This is a genomic window from Acetobacter ghanensis (assembly GCF_001499675.1).
Lineage (GTDB): Bacteria > Pseudomonadota > Alphaproteobacteria > Acetobacterales > Acetobacteraceae > Acetobacter > Acetobacter ghanensis.
In genome coordinates this window covers 479,303-499,539 of record NZ_LN609302.1, presented here as the reverse complement: position 1 = coordinate 499,539, position 20,237 = coordinate 479,303, and the positions used below count along the sequence as shown (strand labels likewise).

The window sequence follows — 20,237 nt, the reverse complement described above, 5'->3', positions numbered from 1 at the left end:
GATGTTCTCTCGTCTGCTCGGTCTTATGTCTGCTGACATGGCCATCGATCTCGGTACTGCCAATACCCTTGTGTATGTCAAAGGGCGTGGCATTGTGCTGAACGAACCCTCGGTTGTGGCGATTGCAGACATACGCGGCAAAAAGCAGCTTCTGGCTGTAGGGGACGAAGCCAAACAGATGGTCGGGCGGACTCCGGGCAATATTGCCGCCATTCGCCCCATGCGGGATGGGGTGATTGCCGACTTTGATGTTGCGGAAGAAATGATCAAACATTTCATTCGCAAAGTGCATAACCGCCGGGCTTTTGCCAGCCCGCAGATTATTGTGTGCGTGCCCTCCGGCTCTACCGCCGTTGAACGCCGCGCCATTCAGGAAAGTGCCGAGAGTGCTGGTGCGCGCCGCGTCTTCCTGATTGAGGAACCCATGGCCGCTGCCATAGGCGCGGGTCTGCCGGTGACCGAGCCGTCCGGCAGCATGATTGTGGATATTGGCGGTGGCACCACGGAAGTAGCGGTTATCTCCCTTGGTGGCATTGTCTATGCCCGCTCGGTCCGCGTTGGCGGGGACAAGATGGACGAGGCCATTATCTCCTACATCCGCCGGGCCTATAATCTGCTGATTGGGGAAAGCTCGGCCGAGCGGATTAAAATCAACCTTGGCGCGGCCCTCCCCCCCGATGACCCGGACGACAGCGGCCCGTGGCTGGATGTTAAGGGCCGGGACCTGATCAATGGCGTCCCGCGTGAGGTACAGGTCTCTCAGGCCCAGATTGCCGAAAGCCTGATGGAGCCGATCAGCCAGATTGTGGATGCGGTCAAAACCGCATTGGAAAACACACCGCCAGAACTAGCTGCAGATATTGTTGATAAAGGCATTGTCCTGACCGGCGGCGGCGCACTACTCTACCGCATGGCCGATGTGCTGCGTCTGGCAACAGGGTTGCCTGTCACAATTGCAGAAGACGCCCTGTCCTGCGTGGCGCTGGGCACTGGCCGTGCATTGGAAGAAATGAAGCGTCTGCGCAACGTGCTGACCACCATGTACTAAACGTCCGGCTTTACGCCACGGTATGGTCTGCGGCCCGTGGGTAAGTCTGGTTTTTCATGCCGTCAGAAAAGGGCATCCGGTTTTCCATGGTCCCGGTTTCCATTCAGGTAAGGCAGGCGTTAAGCAAACTGGTGCTCCCGGTTCTGCTGCTTATGTCCGTCGGGATCATTATTGCCGGGCAGGCCGACCGTCCTCTGGCAGATAAGGCGCGTATGCGCGTGGCCGATGTGCTGGCCCCTTTATGGAGCCTGCTCTCCCGCACCCAGAGCGATAGCGAACGGCTGGTTCATGGGCTGAAGGAAGCCCGTAACCTGTCGGAAGAAAACCATCGCCTTGCAACGGAAAACGCCAATCTACGGCGATGGTACGAAGTAGCCGTTTCCCTCGCGCGGGAGAACGACGCCCTTAAAACCGAACTCCACTGGGTGCCAGAACCCACTCCGGCCTTTGTAACAGGCCGAGTTGTGGCCGATAGCGGGGGTATTTATGCTCGTGCGGTCCTGCTGGTGGCTGGCACCACAAGCGGCGTGCAAACAGGCAATGTTGCGTTGGCCTCCAATGGTCTTGCGGGCCGCGTCACAGAAGTGGGGGCTCATGCGGCCCGTATTCTGCTTATTACCGACATAGCCAGCCGCCTGCCTGTAGAGCTGGAATCCAGCCATGCCGCCGCCATTATGGTAGGTGATAATTCCCCCCTACCGCGCCTGCTGTATTATTCGCAGGATACCCGCCCCATAGAGGGTGAGCGGGTTGTTACCTCCGATCAGGCCGGGGCTTTTCCATCCGGCATTCCCATTGGCAGTGTGCATTACCTACACCCCGGTCAGCCCGTGGTGCAGCCCTTTGCCCGGCTGGACAGGCTGACCATGCTGCGCGTGTTCGACTTTGGGCAGTCCGAAATTGAACCCCCTGAAGCCCCCGGTCATGTGCCGCTTACCCGCCCGCACCGTGCCCTGACATTGCCGTTTAAAACATTGCTCGGTCCGGGGCAGGAGGGATAACGCCATGTCCGACCCGCACCAGCCCCGTTGGGAACATGATACCGACACCCAGCTGACCTCCCGCCAGCGACTCGACCGTACTGCGCGGCATCTTCTGCCTTCCGTTTTTACGGCGTTGGTCATTATTTTTTTCTCGGCCCCCATTACCATTCCCGGCTCGGCGGAACTGCTTCCGGCCATTGTTATCAACACCATTTTTTTCTGGTCAGTATGGCGTCCATCCGGCATGCCGTCGCTGGCGGTGTTTCTACTGGGACTTTTTATGGATCTGGTGGGGTTTACACCGCTGGGCGTCAGCGCCTTTATTCTACTGTTGGTGCATGGCATCGGCAGCTATGCCCGTTTTGGTCTCATGCGGATGAATTTTTTAGTAGTATGGTGCCTGTTCGGGCTGGTAGGAGCGGCTGCCGCGGCGTTGCAGTGGGCGCTGGCCTGCCTGTTCCGGCTGCATCTGCTTGATCCGGCACCTGCCTGTTTTGAAGCCTTGCTCTGCATAGGGGTCTATCCGTTGCTTTCCGCCACTTTCTCGTGGTTCCTGCACATTCTGGACGAGAAGGACACGCCATGACCGCATGGGAGGTGCTCCCATGTGGCTAAAGCGGCGTAAACGCGAAAACCGCCGCCTGATGCCCATCCGTGATCAGAAGGATCCGGCACGCGGCGTTTTTACCCGGCGCGCATTGCTGTGTATGGCGGTCCAGGCCGGTGCCATGGGCGAGCTGGCCCGCCGCCTGTACCATATCCAGATCAACGATGGTGACCACTATGCCCGCATGGCGGCCAACAACAGGGTAAGCAAACGCCTGCTGGCCCCACCGCGTGGCCGCATTGTGGACCGCTACGGCATTGCCCTTGCCAACAACAAGGAAAACTGGCGCGCCCTCCTTATGCCGGAGGAAACGACCGATGTGACCGGCACCATAGAGCGCTTTTCCGCCCTTATTCCGCTTGATGAGCGCGACCGCAACCGCATAGCGCGTGAACTGCGCCACCAGCGCCGGTTTGTGCCCGTTATGCTGCGCGACTTCCTCTCGTGGGATGAAATGGCGCGGATCGAACTCAACGCACCATCCCTGCCCGGTGTGCTGATTGATGTGGGCACACGCCGTGTGTACCCCGAGGGCGAACTGCTGGCCCATATTATCGGCTACGTTGCCCCCCCTAACGAAAACGACGTGGCGCATTCCACCCTGCTGGCCCTGCCCGGCATGCGGGTGGGCCGCGCAGGCATAGAACAGAATCAGGACGAAAAACTGCGCGGCACTGCCGGTTCTGTGGAAATGGAAGTAAACGCTGTAGGTCGCGTCATTTCCGAACTGAACCGCGAGGAAGGTGTGCCGGGGGAAGAAATCTCCCTGACCATCGACCGCGGCCTGCAACAACGCGTCCTGAACCATATTGGCGACCAAACGGCCTCCGCCGTGGTGCTCGACTGCCATAATGGCGAAGTGCTGGCTATGGTCAGCACCCCTTCGTTCGACCCCTCCCTGTTTGATAGCGGTGTCAGCCACGCACAGTGGATTGAGTGGACAAACAACCAGCACACACCACTCATCAACAAGGCTGTGGCAGGCGTGTACCCTCCGGGGTCCACCTTCAAGCCTGCCGTAGCGATGGCCGCACTGGAATCCGGGCTGATCTCCCCCACGGACCGGGTTTTCTGCCCCGGCCATCTGGATGTGGGTGGAACGCGCTTCCACTGCTGGTCACGCTGGGGGCATGGGTCGGTCGACCTGCATCAGGCGCTCAAATACTCCTGCGACGTGTATTTTTACGAAATCGCCCGCCGCATAGGCATGGACCGTATTGCCGAGACCGCGCACCGTATGGGCCTTGGCGTACCGCTGGATATTGAGCTGCCCCATACCCGCACAGGGCTGATTCCCACCCCCGCATGGCGGCAAGCCCACCACCACCACTGGAACGGGGGAGACACCATTGTCAGCGGGATCGGGCAGGGGTTCATACAGGTAACGCCCCTGCAACTGGCCACCTACACCGCCCGCATGGCCACCGGTCGCGCCGTGCAGCCCCACCTTATGCGCGCCGTCAATGGCGAGCTCAGCCCCATGGCCAACCCCGAAAACTGGCCAAGCCTCAACATGCCTGAAAAATACCTACAGGCCCTGCGTGCTGGCATGTTTGCGGTGGTAAACGAACCCCACGGCACGGCCCCCAAGGCACAGCTGGACCTGCCGGGCATGACCATGGCGGGCAAAACGGGTTCGGCTCAGGTGCGCCACGTTTCCCGCGCACTGCGTGAGAGCGGGCACTTCAACTCTGCCAACCTGCCGTGGGAATACCGGCCACACGCCCTGTTCATCTGCTTTGCGCCGTATGATGCACCACGCTATGCGGTCTCGGTCGTGATCGAGCACGGCAATGCTGGGGCAGATGCCGCCGCCCCGCTGGCACGTAACATTATGCGGGACACGCTGCTGCGTGACCCGTCCAACCATACCACGCCGCCGCCCGAAAACGTGGCCAACGCGGACGACAGCTTTGAATAACCCCATCAGATTCCACAAACGTCTGCTGCGGGCGGAGCCAAGCTTCAAGCTCATGGCCAAGCTATGGCGAATCAGTTGGCTGTATGTTCTGCTCATCTGTACGCTGGCGGGCATTGGATACGTCACCCTCTATTCCGCTGGCGGCGGGGTACCCTACCCGTTTGCCGCGCCACAGGCTGCACGTTTTGCCGTGGGACTGGTGCTTATGGTCACTGTGGCCATGTTGCCTCCCCGCCTGCTTATGCGGGCATCATGGGGGATGTATGCCCTCTCGCTCGTGCTGCTGGTGGCGGTGCTGCATATGGGCCATGTGGGCAAAGGAGCAGAGCGGTGGCTCATGGTCGGTGGGCTTCAGATTCAGCCATCCGAGTTTGCCAAAATTGCTCTTGTAGCCGTGTTGGCCACGTGGTTTTCCCGCATGGATTATGCCCGTATGGGCAACCCGTTATGGCTGATTCCCCCGGCCCTTATGGTCCTTGTGCCGGTTGGTCTGGTGCTCAAGGAGCCTAATCTGGGTACGGCTGTCATTATTGGTGGCATTGGCGCATCCATGTTTTTTACGGCGGGTATGCGCCTTTGGCAGATTATTCTGCTGATCCTGCCCGTACCGTCCCTTATCCAGTTTGCTTACAAGCATCTGCATGACTACCAGAAAGCCCGCATCACCACCTTTCTACACCCCGAAAATGACCCGCTGGGCGCAGGCTACAACATCATCCAGTCCAAAATTGCACTGGGGTCTGGGGGTATGTGGGGGCAGGGTTACCTGCATGGGTCTCAGGGGCAGCTCAACTTCCTGCCCGAAAAGCAGACAGACTTCATTTTTACCATGATCGCGGAGGAATGGGGCTTTATTGGCGCAGCAACCGTTATTGCCCTGCTTGTTCTGCTTATTATGGGGGGCATGGTTATGGCCATTCGCTGCCGTAACCGTTTTGGCCGGTTGATTGCCCTTGGCATCAGCATGAACTTTTTCTTTTACTGCTTGGTCAACCTGTCCATGGTCATGGGCGCCATCCCTGTTGGGGGGGTGCCTTTGCCGCTTGTCTCTTACGGGGGATCGGCCATGCTGAACGTCATGCTGGGTTTTGGCCTGCTGCTTTCCACCTGGGTCCACCGCGACACACGGCTGGACGAAAGCAACGCCAATACGGCCTGACACCCGCAATAATGCTTGTGTTTCTGGCATGATCAGCTCTTGACTTGCCTGAGATGCACTTTTAGCTTGCAGGCTAAAGGTAACACTTAGTACTGTTTTTTCACCTTAATTTTCCACTCTGTTTTCTCCACAAGGCAGCATCTGGCTTAAGCGCCCCAACGGGGCAGGATACGGCGCATTACCCCCGAGTCCAAAAAAGCTTGCCGAACCTGATAAGTGCGGAAAACCCCTTAACAAACAGGGCCACACCAAAGTGACAACACACACTTTTTCTCTTCGTCCGGTCCTGCTCTGCACGGTTGCCCTATTTGCCCTTGCTGGCTGTAAACGCCAGCAGGGCGCACCGCAGATGCCACCTCAGGCCGTTGGCGTGATTACCATGAAACCCCAGCCTGTGAGTGTACACACCAGCCTGCCCGGCCGTACGGATGCGTTTGAAATTGCTCAGGTCCGCCCACAGGTCACCGGCGTTGTGCTCAAACGCCTGTTTACCGAAGGGTCCGATGTGGTGGCAGGCCAGCAACTCTACCAGATTGACCCAGCCCGCTACAAAGCCGTGTATGACACCGCCCGTGGGCAACTGGCGCAGGCGATGGCCATAGACGGCACAGCCAAGGCCAAAGTCCGACGCTACAAGCAGCTTATCCGCGAACACGCCATAAGCCAGCAGGACTATGATGATGCCGTAGCAGCGGAAAAACAGGCCGCTGGCCAGATAGAGAGCGCTCAGGGGCAGGTTGAAAGCGCCCAGGTCAACCTTGGCTACACCAAAATGTATGCCCCCATTTCCGGCCGTATTGGCCGTACCCTTATTACGGTTGGCGCCCTTGTAACGGCCGAACAGACCAACAATACGGCCATCATCACCCGGCTTGACCCTATTTACGTGGACGTGAACCTGCCCGCCATCACCCTGCTCCGCCTCAAGCGTGAGCTGGCGGAAGGCCGCATCCAGCGGCAGGCTAATGGTGAAGTGCCTGTAAGCCTGACGCTGGAAGATGGTTCACCGTACGAATTCAAGGGCCACATGGCTCTGGCCGAAGTTAACGTGGACACCACAACCTCCACCGTTATCGTGCGCGCCATTATGCCGAACCCGCAAAAACTGCTGCTGCCGGGCATGTATGTCCATGCTCAGCTGGACGAGGGGATTGACCCCAACGCCCTGCTGGTGCCGCAGGAGGCCGTCAGCCGTAACACCCACGGTGACCCGCAGGTGTGGGTTGTACAGCCCGACAACACGGTCGCCCTCCGCCAGATCAAACTTGGCATGGCCATTGGCACCAACTGGGTCGTTTCCGACGGCCTCAAGGCCGGTGAACGCGTCGTAGTCAGCGGCACGCAAAAGATAAACCCCGGCGATAAGGTCTCGGTCATGGACAGCACACCCCAGACCGACAACACAACCGGCTCCGCTGCACAGCCTGCGCAAAAAAGGCAGTAAATCCATGTCTCTTTCGCGGTTCTTTATCAACCGACCCATTTTTGCGTGGGTGATCAGCCTGATCATCATGCTGTTTGGCGGGCTGTCCATCCTGCGGCTGCCTATTGCCCAGTATCCCAGCATCGCCCCACCGCAGATCGCCATTACCGTCACCTACCCCGGTGCTTCGGCCGATACGGTGAACGATACGGTCGTGCGCCCCATACTCCAGCAGATGTTTGGTCTGGATCATCTGGAATATATTTCGGCCCAGTCCTACGCCTCCGGGCAGATGGAAATTGACCTGACCTTTGAGCAGGGCACAAACCCTGACATTGCTCAGGTGCAGGTGCAGAACAAGCTCCAGCTTGCCCAGCCCAAACTGCCGCAGGAAGTCACCGCGCAGGGTCTGAGCATTACAAAAGCCGTCAAGAACTTCATGCTGGTTCTGGCGTTTATCTCCACCAACAACAGCATGACCGGCTCCGACATTGCCGATTATGTGGCTTCCAATATTTCTGACCCGCTCAGCCGCGTAACCGGCGTTGGGGACCACACGCTGTTTGGTTCCGAATACGCCATGCGCATCTGGATGGACCCTAACAAGCTGTTCAACTACGGCCTGACCGTTCGGGACGTGGAAACAGCTATTCAGACCCAGAACATTCAGGTTTCCTCCGGGGAACTGGGAGGGCTGCCGGCCAACAAGGACATCCGGCTGGATGCCACAATTATTGGCCCAACCCGCCTGACCTCGGCCCCCGAATTTGAAAAAATCCTGCTCAAGGTCCAGCCCGACGGGTCTCAGGTCCGCATCAAGGATGTGGCCAAAGTGGAACTGGGGCCACAGACCTACAACACGTCCTCTTACTACAATAACCACCCCGCATCGGGTATGGCGCTCAAGCTGGCACCGGGTGCGAACCAGATTTCCACCGAATCTGCCGTACGTGCCAAAATTGCGGAACTAGAGCAGTTCTTCCCACCGGGCCTGAAAACTGTTTACCCGCTAGACACGGAACCGTTCATCACCCTCTCCATTGAAGAAGTGGTCATCACCCTTCTGGAAGCCATCGGACTGGTCTTTCTGGTCATGCTGGTGTTCCTCCAGAACTTCCGGGCGACCCTTATTCCCACCATTGCCGTGCCGGTGGTGCTGCTGGGCACCTTTGGCCTACTCAACATTTTTGGCTTTTCCATCAACACCCTGACCATGCTTGCCATGGTGCTGGCCGTGGGGCTGCTGGTGGATGACGCCATTGTGGTGGTGGAAAACGTTGAACGCGTGATGTCGGAGAAAAAGCTTTCTCCCATCGAGGCGGCTCGCGTCTCCATGGACGAAATTTCCGGCGCGCTGGTTGGCATTGTGCTGGTGCTGACGGCCGTCTTCCTGCCCATGGCGGCTTTTTCCGGCTCCGTTGGGGTGATTTACCGCCAGTTCTCCATCACCATTGTTTCAGCCATGTGGCTGTCGGTTCTGGTCGCCATGGTGCTCACACCCGCCCTGTGCGCCACCATGCTCAAACCCGGCACGCATGAAAAAACAACCGGGCTTGCAGGCTGGTTTAACCGCAACTTCAACCGGCTGACCACAGGCTACCTGAATGGCGTGCGTAAGCTGATCTCCTCCACCGCGCTGTCCATCATCAGCTTTGTTCTGATCAGCGCGCTGGCGGGCTATCTGTTTACCCGCCTGCCCAGCGGCTTTTTGCCTGATGAAGATCAGGGGCTGATCTTTGGTCAGGTCACCATGCCGCCCAACACCCCCATGGAGCAGACCACAAAGCTGAACCGTGAGATTACGGACTACATTCTTCAGTCCGAAAAAGGGCTTGTTGAATCCGTCTATGCCATTAGCGGGTTTAACTTTGCGGGTCAGGGCCAGAACTCCGGTGCGTTCTTCATCCGCCTCACAGACTGGAAAAACCGCCCTCTGGCATCGCAGACATCAGCCGCCATCGCACGGCGGATCATGATGCATTACTGGTTTGACCCACGCGCCCAGATTTTTGCCATCAACCCACCTGCGGTACTGGAACTGGGGAACGCCACCGGGTTTGACCTTGAGCTGGAAGACCGCGCCCACCTTGGCCACCAGCAGTTGCTGGCAGCCCGAAACATGGTGCTGGGCCTTGCCAGCCAAGACCCGCGCCTGATGGCCGTGCGCCCCAACGGCATGGAAGATGCCTCGCAGTATCACCTTGATATTGACCGCGAAAAAGCCAACGCGCTGGGCATTACGATTGATGACATCAACACAACAATCGAAGGCGCTCTGGGGTCGATCTATGTCAACCAATTCACCCGGAATGACCGCGTTAAACAGGTTTACATTCAGGGTAACCCGGATTCCCGCATGTTGCCGCAGGATCTGGACAAATGGTACATCCGCACCAACACCAACACGCTGGCCCCTCTTAACGCCTTTATCCGCGGTTACTGGCTGACTGGTCCGCAAAAGGTTGAGGATTACAACGGCTTTAACTCCTACGAAATTCTGGGCCAGCCTGCCGCTGGCTACAGCTCGGGGGATGCCATTGCCGCCATCAAGGCCATTCTGAGCAAACTGCCCGAAGGCATCGGGTTTGAATGGACCGGCCTGTCCTTTGAGGAAATCTCCTCCGGCTCATCCACTGGCCCGCTTTATGCGCTGGCAAGTATTGTTATCCTGCTGTGCCTTGCCGCTCTTTACGAAAGCTGGGCCATTCCATTTGCGGTTATGCTCGTTATTCCGCTGGGGGTATTGGGGTCCATTGCCGCAACCCTGTGGCGGAACATGAGCAACGACGTGTATTTTCAGGTCGGGCTGCTCACCACCGTTGGTCTGGCGGTTAAAAACGCCATTCTGATTGTGGAGTTTGCCAAAGCCGCCTTTGAACGTGGAGAATCTTTGGAGGACGCGGTTATTACCGCAGCGCGTGAGCGCCTGCGCCCCATCCTCATGACCTCCATTGCCTTTGTGGTCGGGGTGTTCCCACTGGCCATTACCACAGGTGCCGGGTCCGCCTCCCGCGTGGCCATTGGCACGGCCGTGGTCGGGGGTATGGCCACCGCAACCCTCCTGGCCATCTACTTTGTGCCTGTCTTTTTTGTTCTGGTTCTGCGTGTGTTTCACGTCAAACGTCAGAGCGAACGAGAACAGGCCACACCTCCAGCCCAGACCGCAACCGGGAACGAATAAGATATGGCTCCTCAGTCCTTTTTCCGTCGCTCCCTGCGGCTCCGTTCTGTTGTTATGGCCGTGGCAGCAACACAGGCCCTGTCGGCCTGCACCATGATACCCAAATACACACGGCCCAAGCCACCGTTGGCCTCCGCATGGCCCGACTATGCCCAAACGGGGGATAGCCTACTGCCAAAAGTGGCGGCCGATATTGGCTGGCGCGAGTTCTTTGTGGACCCGCGCCTGCAAGCCCTGATCACCATTGCCCTGCGTGAAAACCGGGATCTGCGCACATCCGCCGCCAACATTGCCACGGCACAGGGCGAGTATGATGTGCAACATGCGGGCCTGTTCCCCACCATTTCGGCCACAGGTGGGCCGATGTATCAGGCCCCATCCGATGCCGCAGGTCTAAGCTTTGCTCCTGGGCTGGATACCGACAAAACCGGCACAGGCATGGCGCGTAACCCGTTCCGCTACTATTCTGGCGGAATTGGTTTTTCGTCCTACGAGATCGACCTGTTCGGCCGCATCCGCTCTCTTACAAAAGAAGCAGCGGAACGCGCCCTCTACCAGCAGGAAAACATGCGGGGGATGGTCATCAGCATCGTCTCGCAGGTTGCCATGGCCTATATTACGTGGCTGGGGGACAGGGACACGCAGGCACTGGCCGAGCGAACACTGGCCAGCCAGCAGGACAGCCTGAGGCTGACTCAGGATAAATACAACCATGGTGAGGAAAACCTGCTGACTGTCCGACAGTTGGAAACACAGGTGCAGCAAAGCGCAACCCTGCTGACTGACTCCCGCCGCAAGGTCGAGCAGGACGAAAACCTGATAACCCTGCTTATCGGGTCGCCCATCCCGCAAAATCTGCCCGATCCTCTACCGTTGGGCAAACAGTCTGTTCTGGCAGATCTGCCGGCTGGCCTGCCATCCGACCTGCTAACCCGCAGACCGGATATTGAAGCCGCCGAGCATGACCTTCTGGCATCTCAGGCTAGCATCGGGGCGGCCCGTGCGGCTTTCTTCCCCCGTCTTACGCTCACCGCAACAGACGGCGTTTCCAGCCTGCAGTTTCATAAGCTGTTTACGGCTGCCGCCACCACATGGGGGCTTAACCCCAGCCTACAGATCCCACTTTGGACGTGGGGGATGAACAGCGGCAACCTTAAAGTGGCCAAGGCAACCCGTAACGCCAAGGTCGCCACCTACGAAAAAACAGTGCAGACAGCCTTCCGCGAGGTCGCAGATGCCCTTGCGGCCCGCAAAGCCTATCTGGACGAAAAAAGACAGATGGACGATCTGGTCAGTGCATCGGCGGATGCTTACCGGCTTGCAAAACTTCGTTATGAAACAGGGACTGATTCCTACCTGACCACTCTGGACTCTCAGCGTTACTACCTTCAGGCGCAACAGTCGCAGATTAATGTCGCCGTCGCAAAATATCAGAACCTTGTCACAATCTACCGTGCCATGGGTGGCGGTTGGAAAGAAAACTCCACCACCACATCAGACACACAGCCCAGCCGGGTAATAAATCCCACTCCGCAAAAAGCTGGGTAACAAAAAAAGGCCGCTGCAAAGCGGCCTTTTTCATAACACCTTACAAACTTACTTGTTTAGTGTGCCGCAGCAGGCTGATTAAGCTTAAGCACCCAGAGCTGGGCAATATCGTAAGCCCCATTATCTCCTGCAACACTTTTCAAAGTCTGAATGGCCTCAGCCTTGTTGCCCGCCTGCATCTGGGCCAGACCAAGGTGCAAGCGAGCCGTGTTGGGGTCTGTAACACCTTTGGCAATGGCCTGCTGCATGAGCGCCAGTCCCTTGGCCGACTGACCAAACGTGACATAGTTATAGCCAACATTCAGCAACTCATTACCCGATGTCTGAGTAAGAGCGGCTTTCTCATCCGCCTCGATAGATGCCTTTTTATCGGCAACGGTTTTTTCAACCATAGCCTTCAGACGGGCCTGCCGTGGCGCTTCTGCTCCCTGGCCAAGAACGCCCTGCTGGTAACCCTGGTTCATCAGGTCCAGTGCTAGCTGCGGCATATGCCCCTGCATGGCGATTTCTGTCATTTCCATAAAATCGCGCGCGGAGGAAATATCACCCACTGCCAGACGGATACGGTAAACATCAAGCTGGAGGGAGGCGGGAATTTTTGTATTCACAACCAGTTCGTGCAGCAGCAGCGCCCAGTATTCCTTTTTGGGATAATAGGTCGCCAGCAGCACATAAGCATGTGTAGCTGTTGTAGAATCCTTAAGAGCCGTGGCGCTGGCTGCCAACATCTGCAACTGGGATTCTACCGGCTTCTGCCCAGCCTTGATGACCGCAGCAATACCGGGCGTTAACACACGCACCGTGCTGGCATAATCCTTCTGCAAATAATAGGACTGCGCCAGCAATGTTTGCATCTGCGGGTTAGGGCCAACTTCCTTCAGATAACGCTGGATGGCAACTGCCGCCTTGGGATAATCCTTGGCGTTGTAAGCCATTGTCCCTTCCGACATCAGCATCTGGTTTTTCAGGTTGCGGGGAGTGCGAGGGGAGGCAATCAGTTTTTCATAAGCGGCAGTCGCCTCCGCCACATTCCCCGCCTGCGAGGCTACGGCAGCGCGCATCTGGGCGATGGTGTAATCTTCATATGCGTTTTTGTCTTTTACAGCATCAGCCTGATTAACCGCAGCCATCGCCTTGGTGTAATCATGCGCGGCAAGAGCACTCTGCGCCTGCTGCAATGCGGTACCAACCGGCTGCCCCAATGTGTCCGCCGCATAAGCCGCCGGAACGGCAAGAGAGAGAACGGTCGCGGAACACAGAAGGCCCCGCACAAAACGCATGGTCATAGTCTGAATTACTCCCTTACTGATCGACGAACTGTTCCTGCCCGACGATGCCCATCTGTGTCACACCGAGGCGCTGTGCATCGGCCATGACATGGATGACAGTCTTGTAGTCAGCCAGCCTGTTGGGCTGGATGTGGAATTCCGGCTTGGGCTGTGCGGCTGCAATCTCACGCAGGTGCGCCTGAAGCTCGTCCTCACCGTTGACCGGCTGCCCGTTCCACGTAATCGAATTATCAAAGTCCACCACAAGGGTAACCACCGGAACCTCCTCCGTCGAGGGAGGTGGATTGCCCTGCGGCAGGTCAATGGCAACGGATTGTGTCTGCAACGGAATGGTGATGATCAGCATGATCAGCAGAACCAGCATCACGTCAATCAATGGCGTGGTGTTGATGTCTACAATGCCTTCGTCTTCCGTTGTGCTATCCGACCCGACATTCATGCCCATGATCAGTTACTCTCTTCACTCCTGCCGCCCGCGCTCTGTAGCGCGGGGGACGGGGGCCGCAGCCCGCCGTTATCAGTTCGTCTTCGGCTTCTCGGTAATGAAGTCGATATGATAGATGCCGGCCTGCTGGCACGCGGCCACCATTTTGCCCACAGTTTCATACCGGGCCTTCATGTCCCCACGGATCTGGATCTGCGGCTGCGGTTTTAGCACAGCCACCTTTTCCAGATGCTCCAGCAGGTCCGCCTGGTCCTTTAGCTGTGTTTCATCCCAAAAGGCCGTCCCGTCCGCCGTTACCGCCAGCACCACGTTGCTCATGCTGGTCTGCGTGGGCTGGTTCATGTCACGCGGCAGGTTGACCTTGACCGTGTGGGTAGCGACCGGAATGGTGATCAGGAAGATGATCAGCAACACCAGCATCACATCCACCAGAGGGGTCGTGTTGATGGCGGAGACGACTTCGTCGTCCCCCCCCTCGTTGCCAACCTGCATACCCATGGCTCAGCCTACCCGTGTAGAAGTTGTGACCGTGGTCGGGGAGTTGTCGGGGTTGACCCGCACGGTGTCGACCGCGCTGCCATGACGCACGCCACCGATGAGGATGGACTGCAGGTCATCGGCAAAGTCACGCACCTGATCCATGGCGCCCTTGTTGCGACGGACCAGCAGGTTGTAACCCAGCACCGCAGGCACAGCCGTAGCCAGACCAATGGCGGTCATGATGAGGGATTCACCCACAGGACCGGCAACCTTGTCGATGGAAGCCTGACCGGCAATGCCGATGGCGGTCAGCGCGTGGTAGATGCCCCACACCGTACCAAACAGCCCGATGAACGGGGAGGTGGAGCCCACGGTGCCAAGGAAGGCGAGCCCCTTCTGCAGGCTGTTCTGGATGTTGTTGACCGCACGCTGGATGGACATGGAGGTCCAGCTATGCAGATCAATGGCTTCCTGCATCGTGCCTTCATGGTGTTCAGCAGCGGTAATACCCGTATCGGCGATGTAGCGGAACGGAGAGGTGGAGGCGAGAGCGGACGCCCCTTCCTGAATGCTGTGTTTGGTCCAGAAGTTTTTGGTAGCGTCCTTGCTGGCTGCAAACAGACGGCCCTGCTCGATGAACTTGGTGATCATGATGAACCATGTACCAAGCGACATAACAAGCATAATCAGCAGCACGCCACGGGCGATGATGTCACCATTGGACCACAGGGCCGACAGGCCATACGGGTTGGCTTCATCCTTGGCTTCCGGTGCCGGAGCGGGGGCTGGGGCTTCTGCCGCTGGGGCTGGCGCGGTTGTGCCATCGGTCGGCACCGGGGTGGTGGCGGTGTCCGGGGCAGTGGGGGTCGCCGGGCCGGGGGCCGGGGCAACCGTACCATCAGCCGGAGCCGTGGCGGCCGGAGCTGCTGCATCCTGCGCAAAAGCGGCAACCGGGGCGGCCGTGCTCATCAGCAACGCCAGAGCCGGGGCGGCAAGACCTGACACAAAAGAACGGGACAGTCTGGTCATTTTACTCAAGATCCTCATCAAAATGGCCCGGTCTCAACCTCTAACGGGGGTGGACCGGGCGGTCCGTTAGTGCGTTATCCCATGGTGGTCCGGCATCAAGCCGGCCCGTCTATTCTGCGTCAGTCATCCAGCCGGAACCTGATGACATACGTCTTGTTCAGCTCCCGCACAGGCACCCCGTTGCGGGTTGCGGGCCTGGTAACGGGCCTTGCTGCACGTAATCCAGCGCGGATTGGGCAAATGCCTGGCCACCGGTTACGGACTGCACACGGCAGTTGCTGGTCATGCCGGTTGTTTCCACATCACACACAACTGTTACGCGACCTTCAATGTTGTCTTCCTCCATTTCTGGCGGATAGACGGGGCGGACATTGTTCAGCGGCGAGGTGCCTGCTGTTGTATCCGGCGAGTCATTGGGCGGCGTATCCGCAGGGGGCGCCTTGGCAGTCTGGGTCGGCGGGGCCGATGGCTGCTTGGGCGGCGTGCGGGCCACGTGCTTCATGGGTGGCTTGGGTGGCGGTGGCACCTCAATCTTTGGCGGCGGAATAAACGGCGGCGGCGGCACCGTCATGACCGGCGGCGGGGGTGGCGGCGGAGGAGGTGGCGGAGGCGGCGGGGGTGGCGGCAGAATGCGCGTCTGAATGGGCGGCTTGGGTGGTGGTGGCAGGCTCTCGCCGTTGCCCATTCCGTACATCAGCCCCCATATGCCCAGAACGTGCATCAGAAGCACGACCAGGAACGCAATGACACCAACAGCAGCACTTGCCCGAAAGGCATACTTTGCCGAACCTGGCTGCTGCTCAGGGTTACTCATTTTGGCCCTCCCTTTTTAGACCGCCAGAACAGACAACCTCTGTCCTGTTTTCAGTCACGAAAACATTCAGGAATTCTGTCTGGCCTCTCTGGCCCAACCTGACACGCCTCACGGCCTGCCTTTTATCCATTGCATTGATTGGGCAATCTGGCACGGCAGATGTCAAGCAGGTTATATGAGAAATGTTTGCATCTGAACTTTATGATCTTAAATGTCCTGCACAAAAGAAAAAGGCGGCCTTCTTTACGGAGGCCGCCTTTGTTTTTTCCCCAGCCAAAACCGGGTGGATCAAACAGCCATAAACTACTGTGCGCTAGCACTGGCCTCCGAGCGGGTAGCCCCAACGCGCATGGCCAGAGCGGCCGCCATAAAGGCGTCCAGATCACCATCCAGCACCGCATCGGGGTTGCCGGTTTCAACATTCGTACGCAGATCCTTGACCATCTGGTACGGGGCCAGAACGTACGAACGGATCTGATGCCCCCAGCCAATATCGGTCTTGGCGGCTTCGGCTTCCGCCGCTGCGGCCTCACGCCGTTGCAGTTCCGCCTCATACAGGCGCGCCCGCAACATCTGCATGGCCGTAGCACGGTTTCTGTGCTGGGACCGGTCCGTCTGACACGCCACCACAATGCCCGTGGGCATATGCGTAATACGGATGGCGGAATCCGTTTTGTTCACGTGCTGACCACCAGCACCTGAAGCACGGAAAGTGTCCACCTTCAGATCTGCGTCATTGATTTCAATTTCAATTGAATCATCAATAACTGGGTAAACCCAGACCGATGCAAAGGACGTCTGGCGACGAGCCGCGGCATCAAATGGAGAAATACGCACAAGGCGGTGCACACCGGCTTCGGTCTTCAGCCAGCCATAGGCATTGGGGCCGGAGACCAGAATGGTGGCAGACTTGAGGCCGGCCTGTTCCCCTTCCGAGCTTTCAATCAGCGTCACCTTGTAATTGTGCGCCTCGGCCCAACGGGTGTACATGCGCAGCATCATCTCGGCCCAGTCCTGCGCCTCCGTGCCACCTGCCCCTGCGTTGACTTCCAGATAACAGTCGTTGCTATCCGCCTCGCCCGAAAGGAGACTTTCAATTTCCCGCCGTTTGGCTTCCTCCGCCAGAGCGCGCAGACTGGCCATACCTTCGGACACCAGATCGGTATCCCCTTCGGCTTCGGCCAGTTCGATCAGTTCCGACGTATCACGCACGTTGGCTTCCAGCGCCTGCACACCCTCAATCTGGTTGGCCAGAAGCGTACGTTCACGCATCATTTTCTGCGCGGCTTCAGGGTTGTTCCACAGGTCTGGGTCTTCTGCCTGGTTGTTCAGTTCCGCAAGGCGGGCTTCAGCGACATCCCAGTTAAAGATGCCTCCTCAGCAGCGCTACGGACTGCTTGATCTGCTCGTTAAGGGCTTCTGTCTCGGCAGACATCGGGCCTGTTCTCCATCTACTTGCTGGAAATTGTCATCTTATTCCGCTTCAAGCGGCCTTCAATAAAGGCCGCCCATGCCAATGTCACCCCCAGAAGGTGCAGGAGCCTGCGTACTCCCCCCTTCCGCCGGGCTGGCAGCACCAGCACCCTGCGGGCCAGACCCATTGGCGCTGGCCGCCATATCGCTTTCCGAATCCGGCATGTTTTCCGCCCCCGTATCGGCCGCCGTCAACTGCTGGGCCTCCACGTTGCTCAACAGGTTGGCACTCACGCCGGGGAGCTGCCCGTCCTTGAACGCATCAATCGCAACACCACGGCCGGTATCGTAACTGACCAGCGTCACCCCATCGGGGGCGGCAAAGTCCAGCTTTGGCTGGTCCTTGAGTGCGGTTTTCATCACCTTGTTCCACAGGGGGCCTGCAATAGCGCCCCCAGTCTCGTTCCGACCGAGGGACTGTGGCGTATCAAACCCAACCCAGACCACCGTAACCAGTTCCGGCGTGTACCCAGCAAACCAGGCATCGTTAAAGTTCTGGCTGGTGCCCGTCTTACCCGCTACGGGCACATCTATGCCTTCACCCGCACGTACGCCCGTGCCACGGCGAATGACATCCTGCAACATGGTCGTAATCTGAAATGCACTTTGCTCGGATGCGGCTCTTGGCCTGTCATCACGCAAGGCGGGCAGGTCATCGGGGGTCAGCACAACAACGGCAGGCTGGGCAGGTGCAGCGGGTGCCGGAGCACCCGCCTTACCCTGCGGGGCATCCGGATGAACGGCATCCACCCCAACCGGCTGCGCAGCCGTTGCGGCACCTGCCTCATTGGCCAAAGACGCAGCAGAGACCAGAGACAGCCCATTAGCGGGCCGCCAGATAACATGCCCGTCCCGGTCCTGCACATCGTCAATCAGGGTTGGGGTAATCCTGCGCCCTCCGGCGGCGAGGGCCGCATAGGCGCCTGCTTCCTTCAGCACGGTTGTTTCAACCGCGCCCAGTGCCGCAGGCAGCACATGGGGCATACTGTCCACCAGCCCAAGCTTGATGGCCGTATCCGCCACCGTGTTCATACCCAGATGGGCCGCAAGACGAATGGTCACAAGGTTGCGCGATTCACGCAGCGCATCATGCAGGGACGTGGGGCCCCAGAAGTCTTTTTCGTAGTTATTCGGATGCCATGTGCCATAGGACACAGGAGAATCATCAAACTCCTGAGATGGCGATATGCCCTGCTCCATGGCCTGCAAATAAACAAACGGTTTGAAGGATGACCCCGGCTGACGCAACGCCTGTGTTGCCCGGTCGAACTGCGATGCCTGAAAAGACCAGCCACCCACCAGCGCCATAACACGCCCGGTCCGGGCGTTCATGGTCACAATGGCCCCCTCCACCACCGGAATCTGCATGAGCGCCACAACAGACTGCCCGGTCTGGGGCTCGACCATAACAATATCCCCGGTACGCAGGGGGCGGGAGCGGCGGACCCACGCCATATCCTTTTGCTGGATCTGGCCCGTATGGGCTTCCCCACCCTGTGCCATGTTCCGGCGGACTACACTGCCTTCCAGCCAGCCGACCTGCCCCTTGTTCCCATCCAGAACAATGGCCAGACGCCACTGGTCCAGCATACCCGCCGGAGCACTTGCCGTGCGCAGCGCCCGCACCCATTCCTCCTGCGAGAGAACGGGAGGCGTGGACAGATGAGTTACAGGGCCATGCCAGCCACGGTGCTGGCGGTCATACGCCATAAGCCCCTGTTGTAGAATGGACTGGGCCGCACGCTGCAAGGGCAGGTCCAGACTGGTATGCACATCCAGCCCCCCCTGCATGGTCACGTCCTGACCATACCGCTCCAGCAGTTGGCGCCGCACTTCCTCCGCAAACCATTCGGAGCCGGGTGCCGGGCCGGGCCGGGAAAAGCTCGTGGTGGTCAGAGGTTCGGCCTCGGCCAACCGGGCGTCATCCTGCGTAATGGCCCCTACATCCGCCATGCGTTCCAGCACCCAGTTCCGCCGGCCACGAGCGGCATCGGGGAAACGGACGGGGTTGTAGTTGGTGGGCGACTTGGGCAACGCCGCCAAAAAGGCAGCCTCTGCGTTGTCCAGTTGGTCCAGCGGTTTGTTGAAGTACGTCTGAGCGGCGGCCCCAATGCCATACGCGCCGTTACCCAGATAAATTTCGTTCAGATAGATTTCGAGAATTTTTTCCTTGGGCAGAACCTGCTCAATACGCATGGCCAGAAACGCTTCCTTGGCCTTGCGCTTGAACGAGACGGCATTGGTGCCCAGCAACATAACGCGCGCAACCTGCTGCGTAATGGTGGACGCCCCAATGGGCCTACGCCCCTTATCCCGCGTAAGGTCAGTCAGCCCCGCGCGGATAATAGCGGCTGGGTCTACCCCTTTGTGGGTCCAGAACTTCTGGTCTTCTGCCGCGATAAATGCATTTTTAACCCGGTCGGGAATGGCGTTGGACGGCACAAATATACGCCGTTCGTCGGCCAGTTCGGCCACAAGCTGGTCATCCCCCGCATACAGGCGGCTCATAACCGGCGGCTGATAGGAACGCAGGCCATCGACCGTTGGCAGGTCAGCCACAATGCTCTGGTACTGCGACCACACAACTACCGCACCGCCAGCACTCCCTACCAGCAGTACAGCCGCAGCCGTGCCAAGCAACATACGCCATTGGCGGAAGCGAGGCCTGCGCAGGGGAAAAGACTGTGTGTTGTCCCGATCGTGCCGGGAGGAATCCGGATCACCAGAAGGTGGAGTGCGTGTCATACCGGTCCTTTACCATTCCCATCTCCTGTCGTCTCCTCGCCATCACCATTCTCTTTACAATCATGGCGGAATTCCGACCTGTGCCCCAACCT

Annotated in this window: 14 protein-coding genes and 1 pseudogene; 8 read left to right on the top strand and 7 right to left on the bottom strand. The window is 58.6% G+C overall.

All coding sequences use genetic code 11. The annotated features are described in order from the left end of the window. Position 1: 1 nt before the first annotated feature. The 8 genes from AGA_RS02415 (at position 2) to AGA_RS02380 (ending at position 11,870) form a co-directional block, all read left to right on the top strand. Complete coding sequence (locus tag AGA_RS02415) at positions 2 to 1,048, top strand: rod shape-determining protein (protein ID WP_059022875.1); 1,047 nt, start codon at positions 2 to 4, stop codon at positions 1,046 to 1,048. Positions 1,049 to 1,134: 86 nt separating this feature from the next. After that, entirely contained in the window at positions 1,135 to 2,049 is a 915-nt protein-coding gene (gene mreC, locus AGA_RS02410) for a rod shape-determining protein MreC (RefSeq protein WP_059022874.1), read from the top strand. 4 nt (positions 2,050 to 2,053) lie between these two features. After that, positions 2,054 to 2,617 carry a hypothetical protein gene (locus AGA_RS02405; protein WP_059022873.1) on the top strand — a complete coding sequence of 188 codons (564 nt, stop codon included), beginning with the start codon at positions 2,054 to 2,056 and terminating at the stop codon, positions 2,615 to 2,617. A gap of 19 nt (positions 2,618 to 2,636) precedes the next feature. After that, complete coding sequence (gene mrdA, locus AGA_RS02400) at positions 2,637 to 4,559, top strand: penicillin-binding protein 2 (protein WP_059024599.1); 1,923 nt, start codon at positions 2,637 to 2,639, stop codon at positions 4,557 to 4,559. Between the two features lie 4 nt (positions 4,560 to 4,563). After that, entirely contained in the window at positions 4,564 to 5,718 is a 1,155-nt protein-coding gene (gene rodA, locus AGA_RS02395) for a rod shape-determining protein RodA (protein ID WP_059024598.1), read from the top strand. Between the two features lie 253 nt (positions 5,719 to 5,971). Next, on the top strand, positions 5,972 to 7,162 hold the full coding sequence (locus AGA_RS02390; protein WP_059022872.1) for an efflux RND transporter periplasmic adaptor subunit: 1,191 nt from the start codon (positions 5,972 to 5,974) through the stop codon (positions 7,160 to 7,162). A gap of 4 nt (positions 7,163 to 7,166) precedes the next feature. After that, on the top strand, positions 7,167 to 10,322 hold the full coding sequence (locus AGA_RS02385; protein ID WP_059022871.1) for an efflux RND transporter permease subunit: 3,156 nt from the start codon (positions 7,167 to 7,169) through the stop codon (positions 10,320 to 10,322). A 54-nt stretch (positions 10,323 to 10,376) separates the two neighbouring features. Next, on the top strand, positions 10,377 to 11,870 hold the full coding sequence (locus AGA_RS02380; RefSeq protein ID WP_059024597.1) for an efflux transporter outer membrane subunit: 1,494 nt from the start codon (positions 10,377 to 10,379) through the stop codon (positions 11,868 to 11,870). A 56-nt stretch (positions 11,871 to 11,926) separates the two neighbouring features. On the opposite strand, the gene AGA_RS02375 is transcribed toward AGA_RS02380, so the two are convergent. The 7 genes and pseudogenes from AGA_RS02375 to AGA_RS02345 form a co-directional block, all read right to left on the bottom strand. Further along, positions 11,927 to 13,156, bottom strand: coding sequence for a tetratricopeptide repeat protein (locus AGA_RS02375; protein ID WP_059022870.1), 1,230 nt, complete (start codon positions 13,154 to 13,156; stop codon positions 11,927 to 11,929). Between the two features lie 16 nt (positions 13,157 to 13,172). After that, positions 13,173 to 13,604: an ExbD/TolR family protein gene (locus AGA_RS02370; protein ID WP_059022869.1), complete on the bottom strand. Its 432-nt coding sequence runs from the start codon at positions 13,602 to 13,604 to the stop codon at positions 13,173 to 13,175. A gap of 72 nt (positions 13,605 to 13,676) precedes the next feature. Further along, a complete protein-coding gene (locus AGA_RS02365; RefSeq protein ID WP_059022868.1) occupies positions 13,677 to 14,102 on the bottom strand; it encodes an ExbD/TolR family protein in 426 nt (141 codons plus the stop codon). 3 nt (positions 14,103 to 14,105) lie between these two features. Continuing rightward, positions 14,106 to 15,113 (bottom strand): MotA/TolQ/ExbB proton channel family protein, encoded by a 1,008-nt coding sequence (locus AGA_RS02360; RefSeq protein ID WP_083503511.1) that lies wholly within the window; start codon positions 15,111 to 15,113, stop codon positions 14,106 to 14,108. A 119-nt stretch (positions 15,114 to 15,232) separates the two neighbouring features. Beyond that, positions 15,233 to 15,927, bottom strand: a pseudogene (locus AGA_RS02355) (energy transducer TonB). Between the two features lie 303 nt (positions 15,928 to 16,230). Then, positions 16,231 to 17,362 (bottom strand): peptide chain release factor 2 gene (gene prfB, locus AGA_RS02350; RefSeq protein ID WP_157065277.1). Its coding sequence is split into 2 segments (ribosomal slippage): positions 16,231 to 17,292 and positions 17,294 to 17,362, totalling 1,131 coding nucleotides; the frame shifts between segments, so codons are not numbered across the junction. A gap of 59 nt (positions 17,363 to 17,421) precedes the next feature. Then, positions 17,422 to 20,145 carry a penicillin-binding protein 1A gene (locus tag AGA_RS02345; protein ID WP_059022867.1) on the bottom strand — a complete coding sequence of 908 codons (2,724 nt, stop codon included), beginning with the start codon at positions 20,143 to 20,145 and terminating at the stop codon, positions 17,422 to 17,424. Positions 20,146 to 20,237 lie beyond the last annotated feature (92 nt).